Below are 16,323 nucleotides of genomic sequence, written 5' to 3' on the forward strand. Positions count from 1 at the left end.
GCACTTGCCCCGCACTCGGCAGCGTTGAGCGCTTACAGCTACCTGTTCCGTAACGGCTGATCGAGGCTATCCAGCGTTGCCGGGTGATAGCGTTCCAGCAGTGCCCAGAGGATCGCGGCGCTCTCGGCATCGGGCCGGCCACGGTAGTCGGCGGGACGAAAGCGCATCTGGAAGGCGCGCAGTACCGCACGAGTCTGGGTATCCAGCTGGTCGTTGACCTCAAGCGGGTAGCCCCAGGCCTGGAGTGCCGCCTGCAGGCTGGCGAGCTCGGGCAGCGCCTGGTCGAAGCGGTCGCGATAGCGCGCCACGGCGGCTGCTTCGGGCCATACCCCGATGCCCGCTTGGTAGAGGGCGTGCCACGGAAACACCGGGCCCGGGTCGATCTTGCGCGTCGGCGAGATATCCGAGTGGGCCACCACGTCGGTGGGGTGAATGCCGTGGCGCTCGATGATATCCCGTGACAGGGCGATCAGTGCCTCGATCTGCGCCTCGGGGTAGGGCGCCCAGTGGATCACGGGTTCGCTTTCCGGGTGCTCCTCCAGCGCTCGCTCCACTTCGGCGTAGGGGCGGTCGGGGCCGGTATTGACGATCTCGATGCCGATCGAGGTGTCGTTGATGTTGGTGCGGCGCTTCCAGGCGCTGGCCCCGGCGTGCCAGGCGCGGCGCTCCTCGTCGACGAGCTGGTAGACCAGCGGCTGGCCGCGATGAGCCCGGACCGGTAGTGGCAGCACGTAGTGGCTGCTGACGTGGGGGCCGGTCAGGGTCGCCAGGGATTGGGCCTCGTCCACATCGGTGTAGTGCAGCACCAGATGCCGCACCCGGCTGTTGTGGGACGGCGCCACATGGGTGTGGTCCACCACATAGCCGGGGCGTGGCTCCAGCGGCGCGGTTGCCGGTTCCAACCCAGGCCCCGCACAGGCCGCGAGCAGCAGGGCCAGGCAGGTGATGACGACTCCCTTATGCCACATGCTTCAACTCTCCAGCAGCAGTCTGAGCGTCAGGCCCAGCACCAGGGTCGAGGCCACGCTTACCAGGGTGCCCAGCAGCACATATTCGGTCAGCTTGCGGTCCTTCGATTCGCGCAGGTCGCCGTAGCGTAGCACCGACTTGGCGGCCAGCAGGAAGCCCACCGCGGTCAGCTGGTCGAGCAGCACCAGGGAGAGCACCAGCAGCCGTTCCAGCATGCCGATGCGGGCACCGGCCTGGGCCAGGGTGCCGGTATCCTGCAACTGATTGCTCCAGCGCTTCATCAGCATGGCAATGGCGAATGACAGGGGCCGCGTCACGATCAGGTAGGCGGTGGCCACGCCCAGCACCGTGGGCGTGAGCAGCCAGGTGCCGAGCGCTGCCAGTGGGTCGAGGCTGCCGAGCCAGGCCAGCCACACTCCGCACAGCACCAGCAGGTGCAGCAACTGGTCGAGCAGGAACCAGCGTAACCGCTCGGCGGGCAGCGTCGCCTTGCCCAGGTCGATCAGCCAGTGGCTGGCGGCCACCGCCGCGGCACCGGCGAGCACTCCCTGCGGGCCGGGGGAGCCCGGCAGCAGCCAGGCGGCGATCAGCAGCACCAGTGCCGTGAGCCCGGCGTGGACCAGCGCATGGTAGAGCAGGTGGCGCGAGCGGTGCCGGCGGCGCATCCGCTCGTCGACCCAGCGGCGCGGCTGCAGCAGGAAGTCGCCGACCAGGTGGGCCAGCACCAGCCCCATCAGCAGGGAGAGATCATTGGGCGTCATGAGGGCGTGTCCCTTTCCGCCAGCCGCTGGCGCAGGTAGGCCAGCGTATCGGCCAGCAGTGGCCAGCGGGCGGCACGCAGTCGCTTGTGTACGCTGGGTTGGCGTATTCCCAGATGGTCGGCCATGGCCTGCTGGGAGGCGTTGCTCTCCAGGCTGAGCCTGACCACTTCGGCCGAGTAGCGCGACCAGCTTGCCACCAAGTCGTCCAGGTAGCGCGTCAGCAGGCCCAGGCTGCCGTCGTCCGCTTCGTCTAGCAGCGTCAGCGATAGCTGTGCGCTGCCCTCGCTCAATCCATCCAGGTCGTGGCCGGAACGCACGAACGGCTCGCTGTCCGCGGTGTCGAGCCCGCTGTGGCCTGCCGGCCCCACCGCCACGGCGATGCGTGCGTCCCAGCGCTGGTCGGCCTCGGAGTGCTCGATCAGTGCCGCGCGTAGGGCGATAGCGGCCTCCATGGCGGCTGTGGCCCTGGGCAGCGCCAGCTGGAAGCCGTCGCCGCGGAAGCGTTCGCCACGACCGCCGTGGCGCGTGGCCAGTTCGCCCAGGGTGGCGTCCAGCAGCGCATAGAGGCGCTGGCGATCGGCGACCTTGCGTGAGTCGATCACATCGCCGGTCAGCACGGCGATTCGCTGGGTCATGGCAGGCGCTCCAGAGATAGAGTCGCTGTTATCATAGCCCAAAAAGGCTATTTGGCAATAAAATAACCCTCAAGGGCTATATGCAAGGGTTATTGATCCATGGGGCTATTGTGGCTCAGCGCGCCAGTTCACGCATGGCCTCTTCCAGCCCTTCCAGTGTCATGGGGTACATGCGCGCGTCGATCAGTTGGCGAATCAACTGAGTGGAGTGGGTGTATTCCCAGGCTCGCGGCGGCATGGGGTTGAGCCAGGCCAGGCGCGGGAAGCGTTCGACAAGGCGCTTGAGCCACGCCGCGCCGGACTCCTGGTTGAAATGCTCGACGCTGCCGCCGGGGTGGGTGATCTCATAGGGCGACATGGCGGCGTCGCCGACAATCACTACCTGGTAATCCGCGCCGTAGGTATGCAGCACGTCCATGGTCGGGATGCGCTCGCTGTTGCGGCGCAAGTTGTTGCGCCACAGCCCTTCGTAGACGCAGTTGTGGAAGTAGTAGGGCTCGAGGTGCTTGAACTCCGAACGCGCCGCCGAGAACAGCTCCTCGCAGGTGCGAATATGGTCGTCCATGGAGCCGCCGACATCGAGCAGCAGCAGCACCTTGACGGCGTTATGGCGCTCCGGGCGCATCTGCACGTTGAGCAGGCCGCCATCGCGAGCCGTTTCGCGAATGGTGGCATCGACGTCGAACTCCGCCGCGGCGCCCTGACGGGCGAACTTCCTGAGCCGGCGCAGTGCCATCTTGATATTGCGTGTGCCCAGCTCGAGTGAATCGTCGTAGTCGCGGAAGCGGCGCTCGTCCCACACCTTGATCGCCCGGCGATGGCGCGACCCCTCCTGGCCGATGCGCATGCCCTCGGGGTTATAGCCGTAGGCGCCGAAGGGGCTGGTGCCGCCGGTACCGATCCACTTGTTGCCCCCGGCGTGGCGCTCCTTCTGCTCCTCGAGGCGCTTCTTGAAGGTCTCGATCAGCTCCTCGAGCCCGCCCAGGGACTCAATCTGCGCCTTCTCCTCCTCGGAGAGCTGCTTTTCGAACTCGCGGCGCAGCCAGTCGTCGGGAATCAGCGCCTCGATGGCGGCATCGAGATTCTCGAGCCCCTCGAACCAGGCGGCGAAGGCGCGATCGTAGCGGTCGAAATGCCGCTCGTCCTTGACCATCACGGTGCGCGCCACCTGATAGAACGCCTGCATGTCGGCGAACACCACGCCGTGTTCGACCACGGCATGCAGGTCGAGCAGCTCGCGCAGCGACACCGGCACGCCGGCGCGCTTGAGGGTCTCGAACAGGCCGATGAACATCGCTCAGCGACCCTTGCGACGCAGCATGAAGGCCAGCCGCTCGAGCAGCTGGGTATCCTGCTCGTTCTTGACCAGGGCGCCTGCCAGCGGCGGGATCGCCTTGGCGGGATCACGCTGATAGAGCGCCTCCCGGGCCAGCTCGTCGCTCATCAGCAGTTTCAGCCAGTCGACCAGCTCCGAGGTGGAGGGTTTCTTCTTCAGCCCCGGGGCCTGGCGCAGCTCGAAGAACACCTCCAGCGCCTCGCCGACCAGCTTGGGTGCAATGTCGGGGAAGTGCACGTCGACGATCTGCTGCATGGTCTCGCGGTCGGGGAATTCGATGTAGTGGAAGAAGCAGCGGCGCAGGAAGGCGTCGGGCAACTCCTTCTCGTTGTTGGAGGTGATGACGATGATCGGCCGGTGGCGTGCGGCGATGGTCTCACCGGTCTCGTAGACATGGAATTCCATGCGATCCAGCTCCTGGAGCAGGTCGTTGGGGAATTCGATGTCGGCCTTGTCGATCTCGTCGATCAGCAGCACCACCCGCTCGTCGGCGGTGAAGGCCTCCCACAGCTTGCCGGGCTTGATGTAGTTGGCGACGTTTTCGACGCCCTCTATGCCGAGCTGGGAGTCGCGCAGGCGGCTCACCGCGTCGTACTCGTACAGGCCCTGGGCCGCCTTGGTGCTGGACTTGATGTGCCAGGTGATCAGGCGGGTGTCCAGCGATGCCGCCAGCTCCTCGGCCAGCAGCGTCTTGCCGGTGCCCGGTTCGCCCTTGATCAGCAGCGGGCGCTGCAGGGTCACCGCAGCGTTGACCGCCTGCTTGAGCGCCTCGGTGGCCACGTAGGTGGTGGTGGAAGTAAACGCCATTGGCACTCCTCAGCATTAAAGGCAATTTTCAAACAAGTGTACGGAAGGCTGGGGGTTTCGACAAAGCCTTGTCGACCTGGGACTGGCAGGTCAGCCGATGGTATGGCTGGTCACGCAGTTGCGGCCTTTGGCCTTGCAGGCGTAGAGCGCGGTGTCGGCGGAGGCGATCATGTCCTCGAGGTAGAATGCCGAGCCCGAATGCGTCGTGGAGACGCCAATACTGACCGTGACGACATCGGCCACATTGGAGCCGCGGTGGGGGATGCCCACCGCCTGCAGCATGCCGCGCATGGCTTCTGCCAGGCGAGTGGCTTCCATGGCATTGGCATCGAGCAGAACCACCAGAAACTCCTCTCCGCCTAGGCGCACCACGATATCCGTTTCGCGACGAAAGGTGTCGCGCAACACATTGGCGATCTCGATCAAGCATTCATCGCCGGCTTGATGGCCGTACAGGTCGTTATAGTCCTTGAAATGGTCGACATCGATCATCAGCGCCGAGACCGCCTTCATCCAGCGACGACTGATCGGCAGCGCGACCTCCAGTCGCTGCTCGAGCATGCGGCGGTTCCCGAGCCCCGTGAGAGGGTCCATGACGGCCTGTTCGTGAAGCTGAACGTTGCTGTTCTGCAGGGTTGCGATCTGGCGTGTCAAACGCGCCATCGATGGCGCCGTGGGGAGACGGCATGGCACGTTACCTGCCAGCGGCTGCTCAGCGTCGAGGGCTTTGAGCAGGGCCAGTAGCGGCCGCCGATAGCACAAATGCACCAGAGCCGCGCCGGACAGCAGCAATGCGGCGGCGAACAGCGTCACCGGGAGCAAGTTTGGCACGATTGGAGCGATCCCTTGATCTGCAGCGGCATACGTTCTTGTATGGCTATCCCCTATGTTATCGCGCGTTACACGACAAACTTTAGTCAATTACGGCGAGCCATGGCTGGCGGCAGGCCGGTAGGCCTCCACCAGGGTGGCCGGATCGTGCTCGGCGTGGCCACGACTGGCGTGGGCGCGCAGCAACTGGGCGGCCAGGCCGCTCATCGGGGTGGCGCTGCCGGCACGCTGGCTCTGGGCCGTCGCCATGTCGAGGTCCTTGAGCAGGGTACGCAGGTGCCACGCGGGGTTGTCGAAGTCGCTCGCCGCCATGCGCGGGGTGAGGATCTGGAACGGCTTGGAGTCGGCGAAGCCGCCGGCCAGCGCCTCGGGCAGCTGGCTGGCGTCGACGCCGCTGGCCTCGGCAAGGGCCACCATTTCGGCGATGACCGCCGCCTGGCAGCCGACGATCATCTGATTGCAGACCTTGGTGACCTGGCCGCTGCCCACCGCGCCCATGTGGGTGATGCGTGCCGCCAGCGGCGCCAGCAGCGGGCGTGCCGAGGCGACATCCGCCTCGCTGCCGCCACACATGATCGCCAGGCTGCCGGCCTCGGCGCCGGCCACTCCGCCGGAGACTGGCGCATCCACCCAGCGCATGCCGCACTGCTGCTCGAGACGCGCAGCGAAGTCCCGGGTAGCCGCCGGGTCGCTGCTGGAGAGATCGATCAGCAACTGGCCGGGGCGGCCGTGTGCAGCCACGCCGTCGGCGCCGAACACCACCTCTTCTACCGCTGCGGTATTGGCCAGACACAGCAGTAGCGTATCCACCTGCGTGACCAGGCCGGCGACCGAGGTCGCCGGCCGGGCTCCGGCGTCGAGCAGCGGGCGGGTCTTGGCCGGGGTGCGGTTCCAGACGCTGACGTCGAAGCCTGCAGACAGCAGGCGCCGCGTCATGGGGTCGCCCATCAGGCCGATGCCAATGAAGCCGAGACGAGTATCAGACATGACATGCTCCTCACAGACAAAGCCATAGCATGCGCGAAGGGATCAAAAGCGACAACGCGAGGGCCTCCGCCGATTGCTGTAAAGCCAACACTCGATAATGCAATGAGCGAAGAGGGCGGCAAGATACACTGGTCAGCCCCGATAAAGCAGTAGATGCGCCGAAGTAATGCACAGCGGTCAAAAAAAGCCCCTATTTGGTGCAGAGCAGCATGGGTGGCGTAGACAGCGCGCCCTGCCTGGCACGCAATCTTTATGTAAGGTGCTGATTTTTAATGGTGTCTGTAAAAGTTGGCTCAGGCTGTGCAATGTATAGGGCAAGACAAACACAGACATCGGCGTTTCACCTTCATCGCTTGAGTCGCAGCCAACAACAAGGATTACGCTGCGATAGGTGGAACGCCCACATCACCTCCATCGAGGTGATACACCGAGTGAGCTGGCGTGCTCCCCTGGTCCCCTTCGGGGGACCTTTTTTATGCTGCGCCAGTCATGAAGCGCAGCGCCCTACTGGCGCTGAAAGTGCCCTGCACGCTGGCAACAGGAAAACTCCGGCGGCGCTGGCTATAGTTGATTGGCGCAGGCTGTCAGACCAGCCAGCGCCGTCGAACGAGCTCAACGCAAACGCCCCCCGCCCGCTAACGCCCATGTGGCGTCGAGGAGATACACCATGCCACGCCTGTGCCGCCCTAAATCGATGTCCCTATGCTGTGTGCTGCTCACGCTGCCGTTGGCCACCATGGCCAGTGCCGACGATATCGTCGAGCAGATCGAGATCGGCTTGGAGCGTTACCAGGAGCAGGATTACCCGGGTGCCATCACTGAGCTGGAGTTTGCCATCAATGATCTTCGCAAGCTGATGGCCGCTCGCATTGGCGAGACCTTCCCGGAGCCCCTCGACGGTTGGACGGCAGGCGAAACCAGTTCGGACGGAGGCGCCATGGCGGCGGCTGCGATGTTTGGCGGCGGCGGCACTCTGCTGGAGCGTGGCTACCAGCAAGAAGACGGCGACGGCAGCGTCAATGCCACGCTGATGATCGACAATCCGATGATCCAAAGCATGGCGGCGATGTTCAATAATCCGGCCCTGATGGCGGCCCAGCCGAATACGGACCGGGTGCGTATTGGGCGCGAGACCGCCATGCTCGAATGGAATCCGGAGCGTGATAGCGGCAAGATCTCGATGATGCTTGACGGCCGTATCCTGATGCAGCTGGAAGGCCGCCACCTGAGTTCACAGGATGTCCTGGTCGACATGCTGGCAGCGTGGGACCTCGACGCCCTGCGTACCCAGGCGGCGCGCTGAGGGGGCGACCGCCTCAGGTCGGCGGTCATTCGTGGAGGCGCGCGTCAGCAGCCCGCGGCTCCACCGTTGCTGCGAGGGTCATGGGCGCCTTCGATCAATCCGTCGGGGTGGTGCACGATGCCGCCGGCGTGGCCCATGCTGTCGCTGAACGCCTCGGGCAAAACTTCCACGTCATGGCCCAGGGCGCGGAGTGCTGTCACCGTGTCGCCGGGGATGCGTGACTCGAGCTTGAGGTTGGTGCTGGACTCGCCCCAGGTGCGGCCCAGCAGCCAGCGCGGCGCACTCACCGCCTGCTGCAGTGTCTGGTGGTGGAAGGCATAGCGCGAAAAGACCGCGGCCTGAGTTTGCGGCTGGCCCTCGCCGCCCATGGTGCCGTAGACCAGCGTGCGTCCATCTCGGAAGCGGGCCAGTGCCGGGTTGAGAGTGTGGAAGGGCTTGCGGCCCGGTCCCAGCCCGCGCAGCGAATCGGCATCGAGGCTGAAGCTGATACCGCGGTTCTGCCACAGCACGCCGCTCTCGGGCAGCACCACGCCGCTGCCGAATTCCCAGAAGATGCTCTGGATGAAGCTCACCGCACGGCCCTGGCTATCCACGCAGCCCAGCCATACCGTGTCTCCCGGCAGCGCCTGGTGTGGCCAGGGCAGGGCGCGCTGCATATCGATCTGCGCCACCTCGCGTTGGAGTGCCGCTTCCTCGAGCAGTGGTTGCAGCGGGGTGGGCAGCCTCTCGGGGTCGGTGACCAGGCGGTCACGCAGGATGAAGGCGCGCTTGGTGGCCTCGATCAGTCCATGCAGGTGGGCCACGCTCTCGCCCTCGGCCACCTCGAGGCGCGCATAGAGGGCGAGGATCATCAGTGAGGCCACGCCTTGGGTGGGAGCCGGCAGGTTGTACAGCGTGGCCTCGTCGAGACTCACCTCCAGCGGCGTGACGCGGCGGGGGCGATAGCGGTCGAAGTCGTCGCGGCGCAGCGGGCTGCCCAGCGCTTCCAGGTCGCGGGCCATGCTGGTGGCCAGCTCGCCGCGATAGAAGTCGTCGAGGCCGGCCTCGGCCAGGCGTCTCAGGGTACTGGCCAGGCGCGGCTGGCGCAGCCGGTTGCCTTCCAGCGGGACCTCGCCGGCGTTGAGGAAGGCGTCGCTGAATCCCGGGCTCGCAGAGAGCCGCTCGCGATGCTTGGCGGTCAGCTGCTGCTGGCTCCTGGTGACCGCTACGCCCTGCTCGGCATGGCGGATGGCATCGGCCAGCAGCCGCTCCAGCGGCAGCGCCTGCCCCCAGTCGGCGGCGATAGCCAGCGCCTCGTGCCAGCCGCCGACCGTGCCGGCCATGGTCAGCGCCGCCAAAGGGCCGCGCTCGGGGATGCTGGCGTGACCGGCATAGAAGTCGGGGGTTGCCAGGCCGGCGGCGGGACCACAGGCATCGATGGCCACGGGGGGCTTGCCAGGTTCGTGAATCAACCAGAAACCGTCGCCGCCCAGGGCGTTCATATGCGGGTAGGCGACGGCAACGGCCGCGGCAGCGGCGACCATCGCCTCGACCGCGTTGCCGCCGGCCCTGAGTACGTCGCGACCGGCGTCGGCGGCGAGGTGGTGAGGGGCGACACACATGCCGCCGTAACTGCGTCGGGTATGGATCATCGGGCGTGTCTCTTGTTATCGGTCGGGTGTTGTCGATCGGGGCGTCCCGGGTTACCAGCCGATGGCCCGGGGCAGCCAGGTGGCAATGGCGGGGAACATGAACACCAGCGCCACGGCCAGGAACTGCAGAGCGATAAAGGGCAACGCGCCCTTGTAGATATCCAGGGTGGAGACCTCCTTGGGCGCCACGCCCTTGAGGAAGAACAGCGACCAGCCGAAGGGCGGGGTCAGGAACGAGGTCTGCAGGATCAGCCCGACCAGAATGCCTAGCCACACCATGTCGACCCCCAGCTGCACGAAGAATGGCAAGAACAGCGGCAGGGCGATATAGGTGATTTCGATCCACTCCAGGAAAAAGCCCAGCACGAACATCAGCAGCAGCATGAACAGCAGCGCACCGGTCTCGCCGCCTGGCACCCAGTCGAACATGCGGGCGACCAGGTGCTCGCCGCCCAGGCCGCGGAACGCCAAGCCAAATACCTGGGCACAGATCAGGATGAAGAATACCATCGCCGAGATCAGCAGGGTGGCGGTGGCCACCTCCTTGAGCAGGCCCAGGGTGAGGCGTCCGGAGAGAGCGACGAACAGCAGTGCGCCCAGTGCTCCCATGGCGGCTGCCTCGGTGGGGGCGGCGACGCCGCCGATGATCGAGCCGAGCACCGCCACCACCAGGCCCACCGGCGGGCCGACCACCAGCACTACCTTGCGGAGCAGCTGCCCGCGTGAGAGGGCGGCACGCTCAGCGGCGGAGATTGGCGGCATCAAGCCCGGTCGCAGCGCGGCCAGGACCAGAATGGCGACGATGTAGACCGCCGCCAGGGTCAGTCCAGGCACCATGGCGGCGGCAAACATGGTGCCCACCGATTCACCGAGGATCTCGGCCAGCAGGATCAGCACCAGGCTCGGTGGAATGATCTGGCCGAGGGTGCCCGAGGCGCAGATCATGCCGGTGGCCAGCGACTTGGGGTAGCCGCGCCTCAGCAGCGTCGGCAGGGTCAGCAGGCCCAGCGTGACGATGGTGGCGCCGACGATGCCGGTGGCGGCACCCAGCAGCACTCCCACTGCGATGATGGCCACGCCCATGCCGCCCGAGATACTGCCGAACAGATGGCCCACCACGTCGATCAGCTCCTCGGCGAGCTTGGACTTCTCCAGCATCACGCCCATGAACACGAACAGCGGTATGGCCATGAAGGTGTAGTTGGTGACGACGCCGTAGATGCGCGACGGCAGTAGGTTGAAGAGTGCCGGCCCGAAGCCGATGAAACCGAAGAAGAACGCAGTGCTGGCAATGGCGATGCCGACCGGCAGGCCGATCAGCAGCAGCACGAAGAACGCCCCGATCATGCCGATCGCGAGCCACTCGTTAGGAGACATCAGTCATTCACCTCTTGGCGGAAGGGCAAAGGCGTGGCGCAGGACATGTGCCAGGCTCTGCATGGCAAGCAGAAGGAAACCCATTGGTATGAAGGACTTGAGGGCCCAGCGCCAGGGCAGTCCACCGGGATTGGGGGAGGCCTCGTTGCGCACCCACGACTGGCTGATCCAGGGCAGCGTCAGCCAGGCCGCGTAGAGCCCTATCGCCAGCAGCAGCAGGCCGCCAATGACTTCGATGACACGCTGCAGCCCTTCCGGAAAGCGTTCATAGAAGACATCCACGCGCACCTGTTCACCGGCGTAAAGCGCATAGGACATGCCGAACAGCGCGATCGGTGAGATCAAGTGCCACTGCAGCTCCTGAATCCAGATCGCGCCAATCCGGAACAGGTAGCGCATCAGGACATCGCCGGCGACCAGCAGTACCAGTACCACGCAGGTCCAGGCGGCGATCCAGCCGAACAGCCGGACCGCCGCCTCGAGCCCGTGGACCAAGCGTTCCACGGCGCGCACGCTACACCCCCAGAATGTCTTTGAGCCAAGGCCCTTCGCTGATGCTGGCCCAGCGATCATGGTTGGCCTTGAAGGCCATGTAGCTGTCGTGGACCTTGCGCACCATGGGGTCGGCGTTGGCCTCGGTTTCCAGGGTGTCGAGGGTCGCCTCGCGCAGCGCCGCGACCACCGGCTCCGGCAGGACCTGGGCGGTTACGCCGTGATTTTCCACCAGGTCGGTCAGCGCCTCGCCGTTGACGGCTTCCGACCAGGCCAGGCTCTCCATGCAGGCGGCCTGGCAGGCGGTACGCACCATCATCTTCAGATCGTCGGGCAGGCTGTCCCAGTGCGACTTGGAGATCAGCAGTTCGCCGGTGGTGGCGGGTTCATGCCAGCCGGTGGTGTGGTAGTACTTGGCGGCGTTCTGCAGTCCCAGGCGGCGATCCTGATAGGGGCCGACAAACTCCGCGGCATCGATCACGCCGCGTTCCAGGGCGGGGAATATCTCACCGCCCGGCAGCACCCTGGCATCCACCCCCAGCGCCGCATAGACCTGGCCGGCGAGTCCGGGTATGCGCATGCGCAGCCCGTTGAGCTGGCTGACGTCTTCGATCGGCTCGCGGAACCAGCCGGTCATCTGTACCCCGGTGTTGTTCATCGGCAGGGCAACCATGCCGTAGGGCTCGTAGACCTCCTGCCACAGCTCCAGGCCGCCGCCGTGGTAGAGCCAGGCCATGTGGCCCATATAGCTCATGCCGAAGGGCACGGTAGTGAAGTACTGGGCGGCGAAGGTGGTGCCCGACCAGAAATAGCTGTTGGCGGCATTCATCTCGATGGTGCCGGCCTGCACGGCTTCGAATCCCTCGAAGGCGGGTATCAACTCACCGGCGGCGAAGTGCTGGATATTGAAGCGTCCGCCGGACATGGTATTGATCTTGTTGATGATGTCGGTGGGACTGCCGGGACCCTCGGTGTAGAAGGGCGCGCCGGGGCCGTAGGCGTTGGTCATTCGCCAGTTGACGGTCTCGGAGGATTGGGCGCGGGCGATGGCTGGAGCACCCATGATCATGCCGGCGGTGGAGGAGACGGCGGCGGTAGTCAGGAACTTGCGACGAGATAGCGACATTGCGTTCACCCTTGGGCAGCGAATGGGATGGTGTAGCGGTTGCCACCCTGAGCGATGCAATGGATGTGCCATAAAATCGATTTTTTATGTCTATGCTGATTTTCCTGCGTGCTATCGGTAGTAGCATAGGCCGCCATGGGGCTCGTCGTGCACCAAAAAGCGGCCGGGCGTTCAGCCGTTTGTGCCTTGCCGGAGCGACAGCAAGCGAGTCACAATGCGCAGTCTGGGGGGATAGAAACAGGCACAGGCACCCGTGCCGCTATGGCGCAGGTACCATGAAAGAGGGATATGCTGGGTGGCATGATGTGGGGAGAAAAAAGCTGGCGTACTCCCCTGGGGTGAGCTGGCGTGCACCCCCGATCCCTGGAGGGACCTTGTTGTCTTGTTGAGTCGCAGATTCGACCAGACGCCTTGTTGTGGTTGTGCGCCCTGTGTCGACCCGTGAAGTGTCGTAGCCGCGGCCCAAGGAAACAATGCGACCTTGGTTCAACGCCGCCGATCGGCGCTCGTTGGCTGGTCCGCGTCCGGCGTCGACCGGCCGAACTGCAGCTCGGCCAGCTGGCGGTAAAGCGGACTGCTGGCGAGCAGTTCGTGATGACGCCCGGCGGCCAGCAGCCGTCCGTCGTTCATCACCAGCAGGCGGTCGGCGGAGACCACCGTGGCCAGCCGATGGGCGATGACCAGGCTGGTGCGACCCACCATCAGTGCGTCCAGCGCCTGTTGGACCAGCCGTTCGCTCTCGGCATCCAGGGCGCTGGTGGCCTCGTCCAATAACAGCACGCGGGGATTCTTGAGCAGCGCGCGGGCAATCGCCAGGCGCTGGCGTTGGCCGCCGGACAGCTGTACGCCGCCGGGCCCCAGCGGCGTATCGAACCCCTGCGGCAGCGCCTCGATGAAGGCCAGTGCGTTCGCATCGCGAGCAGCCTCGCGTAGCGCCGTATAGGAGGCACTAGCCTGTCCATAGCGCAGGTTGTCGGCCACGCTGCCACTGAACAGCACGGGTTCCTGGGAAACCAGGCCCAACTGGCTGCGCAGGGCCTGTAGGTCCAGCCTGCCGAGGTCGATCCCGTCCAGCGTCAGGTAGCCGCTGTCGGGGTCGTGGAAGCGCAGCAGCATGGCCAGCAGGGTGCTCTTGCCGGCGCCCGAGGGGCCGACCAGTGCCACTCGCTCGCCGGCGGCAATCTGCAGCGTGACGTTATCCAGGGCGGGAATATCGCGTCCCGGGTAGCAGAAGCTCACGCCATGCAAGCCGATATCGCCACGCAGCGGATCGGGCAGCGGCGTGGGGGTAGCTGGCGAATGAATGGCGGGCTGGGTATCCAGCAACTCGAGCAGCCGTTCGGCCGCGCCGGCCGCGCGCTGGACGTCACCGGCGACTTCCGCAAGCGTTGCCACGGCACCGGCGGCCAGCACGGCGTAGAACAGGAACGCCGAGAGCTCACCGGGACTCAGGGTGCCGGCCAGTACCGCCTGGCCGCCCTGCCACAGCATGATCCCCACGGCGGCAAACACCGTCAGCATGGCGATGGCGGTGAGCCAGGCCCGCTGACGGGTGCGCACCAGCGCCGTGTCGAAGGCGTCCTCGACGCGTTGCGCGTAGGCGTGTCGGTCCACGTCCTGGTGATTGAAGGCCTGCAGGGTACGAATGCCGCCCAGCGCCTCGCCGGCGTAGCGGCCCAGTTCGGCGACACGGTCCTGGCTCGACCGCGACAGGCGGCGTACCCGCCGACCGAACCAGAGGATCGGCAACAGCGTGGCAGGGATGCCGAGCAGCGCCAGCGCGGACAGCCAGGGTTGCGTGATCAGCATCAGCACCACGGCACCGACCAGCATCACCGCGTTGCGCAGCGCCATCGAGACCGACGACCCAAACAGGCTCTGCAGTACGCTGGTATCGGCGGTCAAGCGCGAGGTGATTTCGCCGGCGCCATGATCGCCGCGCTCGGCGCTCTCGAAGAAGCCGGGCTCCAGGGTCAGTAGATGGTCAAAGACTTGCCGTCGAAGGTCGGCAGCGAGTCTCTCGCCGATCCAGGTCACCAGGTAATAGCGCAGCGCCGAGGCGGCGGCCAGCACCGTGACCACCGCCAACAGCAGCATCAGGACACGATTCAGGCTGGCGGCGTCGGACGCCATGAAGCCCTGGTCGATCACCAGCCGCAGCCCTTGCCCCAGCATCAGTACGCTGCCCGAAGCCATCAGCAGCGTCAGCGCGGCCAGCGCCAGGCGGCCTCGATAGGGGCGCAGCAGGGCAAGCAGCCGCAGCAGAGTGCGCGGGTCGGGGGCAGGCGTCATGACGTCGCTGGCCGGGAAGCACCCGGTTTCAAAGCTTGGGCGCGTCGTAGGCTAGCGGCTCATCGCTGTAAACGCAGACATTGGCGTCTTCGATATCGCCGTCCTCGGCGTCGAGGTGAGTGGCGAAGAAGTCACGAATCTCGCGGCGCTGGCAGTGTGCCTCGAAGGCGGCGCGGTTGGCCCAGATTTCATGGAAGACGATAGGGTAGCTGGCACCCTGCGCGAACGGATTATCGATATGGCGGGTAACCGTATACAGCAGACAGGCATCTTCACGGTGGGCGTTCGGCTCGAGTGCCTGAAGCGCCTTGAAAAGTGCCTCTTCCTTGCCAGGCTTGGGCTTGAAGCTGGCGGTGCAGTAGATCTTCGCGCTCATGGCGCCTCCGGGTAAGTCGATGTGACCCGCGACGATACCATTGCGGCGCTGAGTTGCGAAATTGGCTGCAGGGGTCAGGCCTCTACGGCAGTCAGCGTGCCCGGCGGGGCGACTACCACCTGGTTGCGGCCGCGGGCCTTGCCGGCGTAGAGCGCCTGGTCGGCGCGCTGCAGGGCACCGTCCAGCGTCGTTTCGTCGGCGTACAGCAGGCTGATGCCCAGCGTAACCGATAGCGTCGGCGGCGCCGGTTCGATGCTCAGCGCGATGTCGTTGACCTGCTGGCGCAACCGTTCGGCGATGGTAATGGCAGTGTTCAGCGTCGCATCGGGCAGCGCGACGATAAACTCCTCGCCGCCGTAGCGGCCGATGATATCGGTATCGCGCAGCGCTGCCTGGCAGCCACTGGCCACCGCGATCAGCGCCTGGTCGCCGATACGGTGGCCGTAGCTGTCGTTGAGCTTCTTGAAGTGGTCGATATCGATCATGAACAGTGCCAGCGGTGTGCCGTTGCGACAGGCACGGCACAGCTCGCGTTCGGCCAGCTCGAAGAAGCGGCGACGATTGTACAGCCCGGTGAGGTGATCGGTACTGGCGCTATGGCGCAGCTGACGCTCGAGCTGGCAGCGCTCTTCGATTTCTGCCTGCAGCCGGCGATTGGTGTCGCGCTCCTCCTGCAGCGACAGATACTGTAGACGCTGCAGCCGATTGAGGCGCAGCTGGGTGATGCCACCGACCAGGTTGACGACGCCTAACAGCAGCAGGTTGCTGGTCAGCACGCCTACCGGTGCCGGCATCCACAGTAGTACCGCAGCGGTAAAGCCAGCGATCAGGTAGGCGTTCCACGCCAGCGTCCACGGCAAGCGGTTGGGGACCAGCAGATAGAGTGCCATGCTGACCACGAGCACCGATGTCAGGTGGGTGCTGAAGGCATTCGAGCGTAGCGGAATGGTCAACAAGAGCCCGCTGATGGTGATCAGGCAGATCAGATTGATGGGCAGGCGTCGATGCGCCAGGCGTGGCTGGCGACGCAGCGCAATCGCCAGTAGGATGCAGCTCGCGGCCACCGTGAATCGCATCAGCAGCAGCCAGGCGAAGGCACGGCCGGTGCCTACCTGAGCATGATCGGCGAAGCCGAACAGCAGGAACAGTGCCGCTGCCAGCAGGGCGGCATGCTGCATCTGACAGGCATCACGGGCTAGCGTGGAGCGGCGATAGCGCGACTCCAGCGTAGGGTCATCGAACTCGGCCCAAGGCGTGAACTTCGCCACCGACGGTAGCGTGGATAGGCTGACTGGCATTACCACATCCTTGGGCGGCCCGCCGTAGGCTGGCCCTCCCGCTCCCTTGCTGTTGTTAGTGTTATGTGATCGGCGCGGGCACAACGCGGCGTCTTGCGCTGC

15 protein-coding genes are annotated in these 16,323 nt (G+C 65.5%); 1 reads left to right on the plus strand and 14 read right to left on the minus strand.

Going from position 1 to position 16,323, the window contains the following annotated elements; genetic code table 11:
• Positions 1-38: 38 nt before the first annotated feature.
• The 7 genes from QC821_RS15395 to QC821_RS15425 all read right to left on the minus strand — a co-directional run bounded on the left by QC821_RS15395 (position 39) and on the right by QC821_RS15425 (position 6,326).
• Positions 39-968, minus strand: a complete 930-nt coding sequence (locus tag QC821_RS15395) for an N-acetylmuramoyl-L-alanine amidase (RefSeq protein ID WP_309723363.1) — start codon at positions 966-968, stop codon at positions 39-41.
• Between the two features lie 3 nt (positions 969-971).
• Positions 972-1,730, minus strand: a complete 759-nt coding sequence (locus QC821_RS15400) for a DUF3307 domain-containing protein (protein WP_309723367.1) — start codon at positions 1,728-1,730, stop codon at positions 972-974.
• The gene (locus tag QC821_RS15405; RefSeq protein ID WP_309723370.1) at positions 1,727-2,365 is read right to left on the minus strand and encodes a hypothetical protein; all 639 of its coding nucleotides are present in this window, start codon (positions 2,363-2,365) and stop codon (positions 1,727-1,729) included. The genes QC821_RS15400 and QC821_RS15405 overlap by 4 nt, the downstream gene beginning before the upstream one ends.
• A gap of 115 nt (positions 2,366-2,480) precedes the next feature.
• Positions 2,481-3,659, minus strand: a complete 1,179-nt coding sequence (locus tag QC821_RS15410) for a vWA domain-containing protein (RefSeq protein WP_309723373.1) — start codon at positions 3,657-3,659, stop codon at positions 2,481-2,483.
• Positions 3,660-3,662: 3 nt separating this feature from the next.
• Positions 3,663-4,508 carry an AAA family ATPase gene (locus QC821_RS15415; protein WP_309723376.1) on the minus strand — a complete coding sequence of 282 codons (846 nt, stop codon included), beginning with the start codon at positions 4,506-4,508 and terminating at the stop codon, positions 3,663-3,665.
• 90 nt (positions 4,509-4,598) lie between these two features.
• Positions 4,599-5,339 (minus strand): GGDEF domain-containing protein, encoded by a 741-nt coding sequence (locus QC821_RS15420; RefSeq protein WP_309723379.1) that lies wholly within the window; start codon positions 5,337-5,339, stop codon positions 4,599-4,601.
• Positions 5,340-5,429: 90 nt separating this feature from the next.
• Positions 5,430-6,326, minus strand: coding sequence for an NAD(P)-dependent oxidoreductase (locus tag QC821_RS15425; protein ID WP_309723382.1), 897 nt, complete (start codon positions 6,324-6,326; stop codon positions 5,430-5,432).
• 667 nt (positions 6,327-6,993) lie between these two features.
• Here QC821_RS15425 and QC821_RS15430 point away from each other — a divergent pair.
• On the plus strand, positions 6,994-7,629 hold the full coding sequence (locus QC821_RS15430; RefSeq protein ID WP_309723385.1) for a hypothetical protein: 636 nt from the start codon (positions 6,994-6,996) through the stop codon (positions 7,627-7,629).
• Positions 7,630-7,673: 44 nt separating this feature from the next.
• On the opposite strand, the gene QC821_RS15435 is transcribed toward QC821_RS15430, so the two are convergent.
• The 7 genes from QC821_RS15435 to QC821_RS15465 form a co-directional block, all read right to left on the minus strand.
• Complete coding sequence (locus QC821_RS15435; protein WP_309723388.1) at positions 7,674-9,260, minus strand: gamma-glutamyltransferase family protein; 1,587 nt, start codon at positions 9,258-9,260, stop codon at positions 7,674-7,676.
• 51 nt (positions 9,261-9,311) lie between these two features.
• Entirely contained in the window at positions 9,312-10,637 is a 1,326-nt protein-coding gene (locus tag QC821_RS15440; protein WP_309723391.1) for a TRAP transporter large permease, read from the minus strand.
• A gap of 3 nt (positions 10,638-10,640) precedes the next feature.
• The gene (locus QC821_RS15445) at positions 10,641-11,141 is read right to left on the minus strand and encodes a TRAP transporter small permease subunit (protein WP_309723394.1); all 501 of its coding nucleotides are present in this window, start codon (positions 11,139-11,141) and stop codon (positions 10,641-10,643) included.
• Positions 11,142-11,151: 10 nt separating this feature from the next.
• A complete protein-coding gene (locus QC821_RS15450) occupies positions 11,152-12,255 on the minus strand; it encodes a TRAP transporter substrate-binding protein (protein WP_309723396.1) in 1,104 nt (367 codons plus the stop codon).
• 486 nt (positions 12,256-12,741) lie between these two features.
• A complete protein-coding gene (locus QC821_RS15455) occupies positions 12,742-14,547 on the minus strand; it encodes an ABC transporter transmembrane domain-containing protein (protein ID WP_309723398.1) in 1,806 nt (601 codons plus the stop codon).
• A gap of 28 nt (positions 14,548-14,575) precedes the next feature.
• Positions 14,576-14,923 (minus strand): putative quinol monooxygenase, encoded by a 348-nt coding sequence (locus QC821_RS15460; protein ID WP_309723400.1) that lies wholly within the window; start codon positions 14,921-14,923, stop codon positions 14,576-14,578.
• Between the two features lie 74 nt (positions 14,924-14,997).
• Complete coding sequence (locus QC821_RS15465; RefSeq protein ID WP_309723403.1) at positions 14,998-16,221, minus strand: GGDEF domain-containing protein; 1,224 nt, start codon at positions 16,219-16,221, stop codon at positions 14,998-15,000.
• Positions 16,222-16,323: the final 102 nt, after the last annotated feature.

Source organism: Franzmannia qiaohouensis, from assembly GCF_031451695.1.
GTDB classification, from domain to species: Bacteria; Pseudomonadota; Gammaproteobacteria; order Pseudomonadales; family Halomonadaceae; genus Franzmannia; species Franzmannia qiaohouensis.

Coding starts and splice junctions, on each gene's coding strand:
- QC821_RS15395 (WP_309723363.1), bottom strand. CDS start 968: ATGTGGCATAAGGGAGTCGTCATCACCTGCCTGGCCCTGCTGCTCGCG.
- QC821_RS15400 (WP_309723367.1), bottom strand. CDS start 1,730: ATGACGCCCAATGATCTCTCCCTGCTGATGGGGCTGGTGCTGGCCCAC.
- QC821_RS15405 (WP_309723370.1), bottom strand. CDS start 2,365: ATGACCCAGCGAATCGCCGTGCTGACCGGCGATGTGATCGACTCACGC.
- QC821_RS15410 (WP_309723373.1), bottom strand. CDS start 3,659: ATGTTCATCGGCCTGTTCGAGACCCTCAAGCGCGCCGGCGTGCCGGTG.
- QC821_RS15415 (WP_309723376.1), bottom strand. CDS start 4,508: ATGGCGTTTACTTCCACCACCACCTACGTGGCCACCGAGGCGCTCAAG.
- QC821_RS15425 (WP_309723382.1), bottom strand. CDS start 6,326: ATGTCTGATACTCGTCTCGGCTTCATTGGCATCGGCCTGATGGGCGAC.
- QC821_RS15430 (WP_309723385.1), top strand. CDS start 6,994: ATGCCACGCCTGTGCCGCCCTAAATCGATGTCCCTATGCTGTGTGCTG.
- QC821_RS15435 (WP_309723388.1), bottom strand. CDS start 9,260: ATGATCCATACCCGACGCAGTTACGGCGGCATGTGTGTCGCCCCTCAC.
- QC821_RS15440 (WP_309723391.1), bottom strand. CDS start 10,637: ATGTCTCCTAACGAGTGGCTCGCGATCGGCATGATCGGGGCGTTCTTC.
- QC821_RS15450 (WP_309723396.1), bottom strand. CDS start 12,255: ATGTCGCTATCTCGTCGCAAGTTCCTGACTACCGCCGCCGTCTCCTCC.
- QC821_RS15455 (WP_309723398.1), bottom strand. CDS start 14,547: ATGACGCCTGCCCCCGACCCGCGCACTCTGCTGCGGCTGCTTGCCCTG.
- QC821_RS15460 (WP_309723400.1), bottom strand. CDS start 14,923: ATGAGCGCGAAGATCTACTGCACCGCCAGCTTCAAGCCCAAGCCTGGC.
- QC821_RS15465 (WP_309723403.1), bottom strand. CDS start 16,221: ATGCCAGTCAGCCTATCCACGCTACCGTCGGTGGCGAAGTTCACGCCT.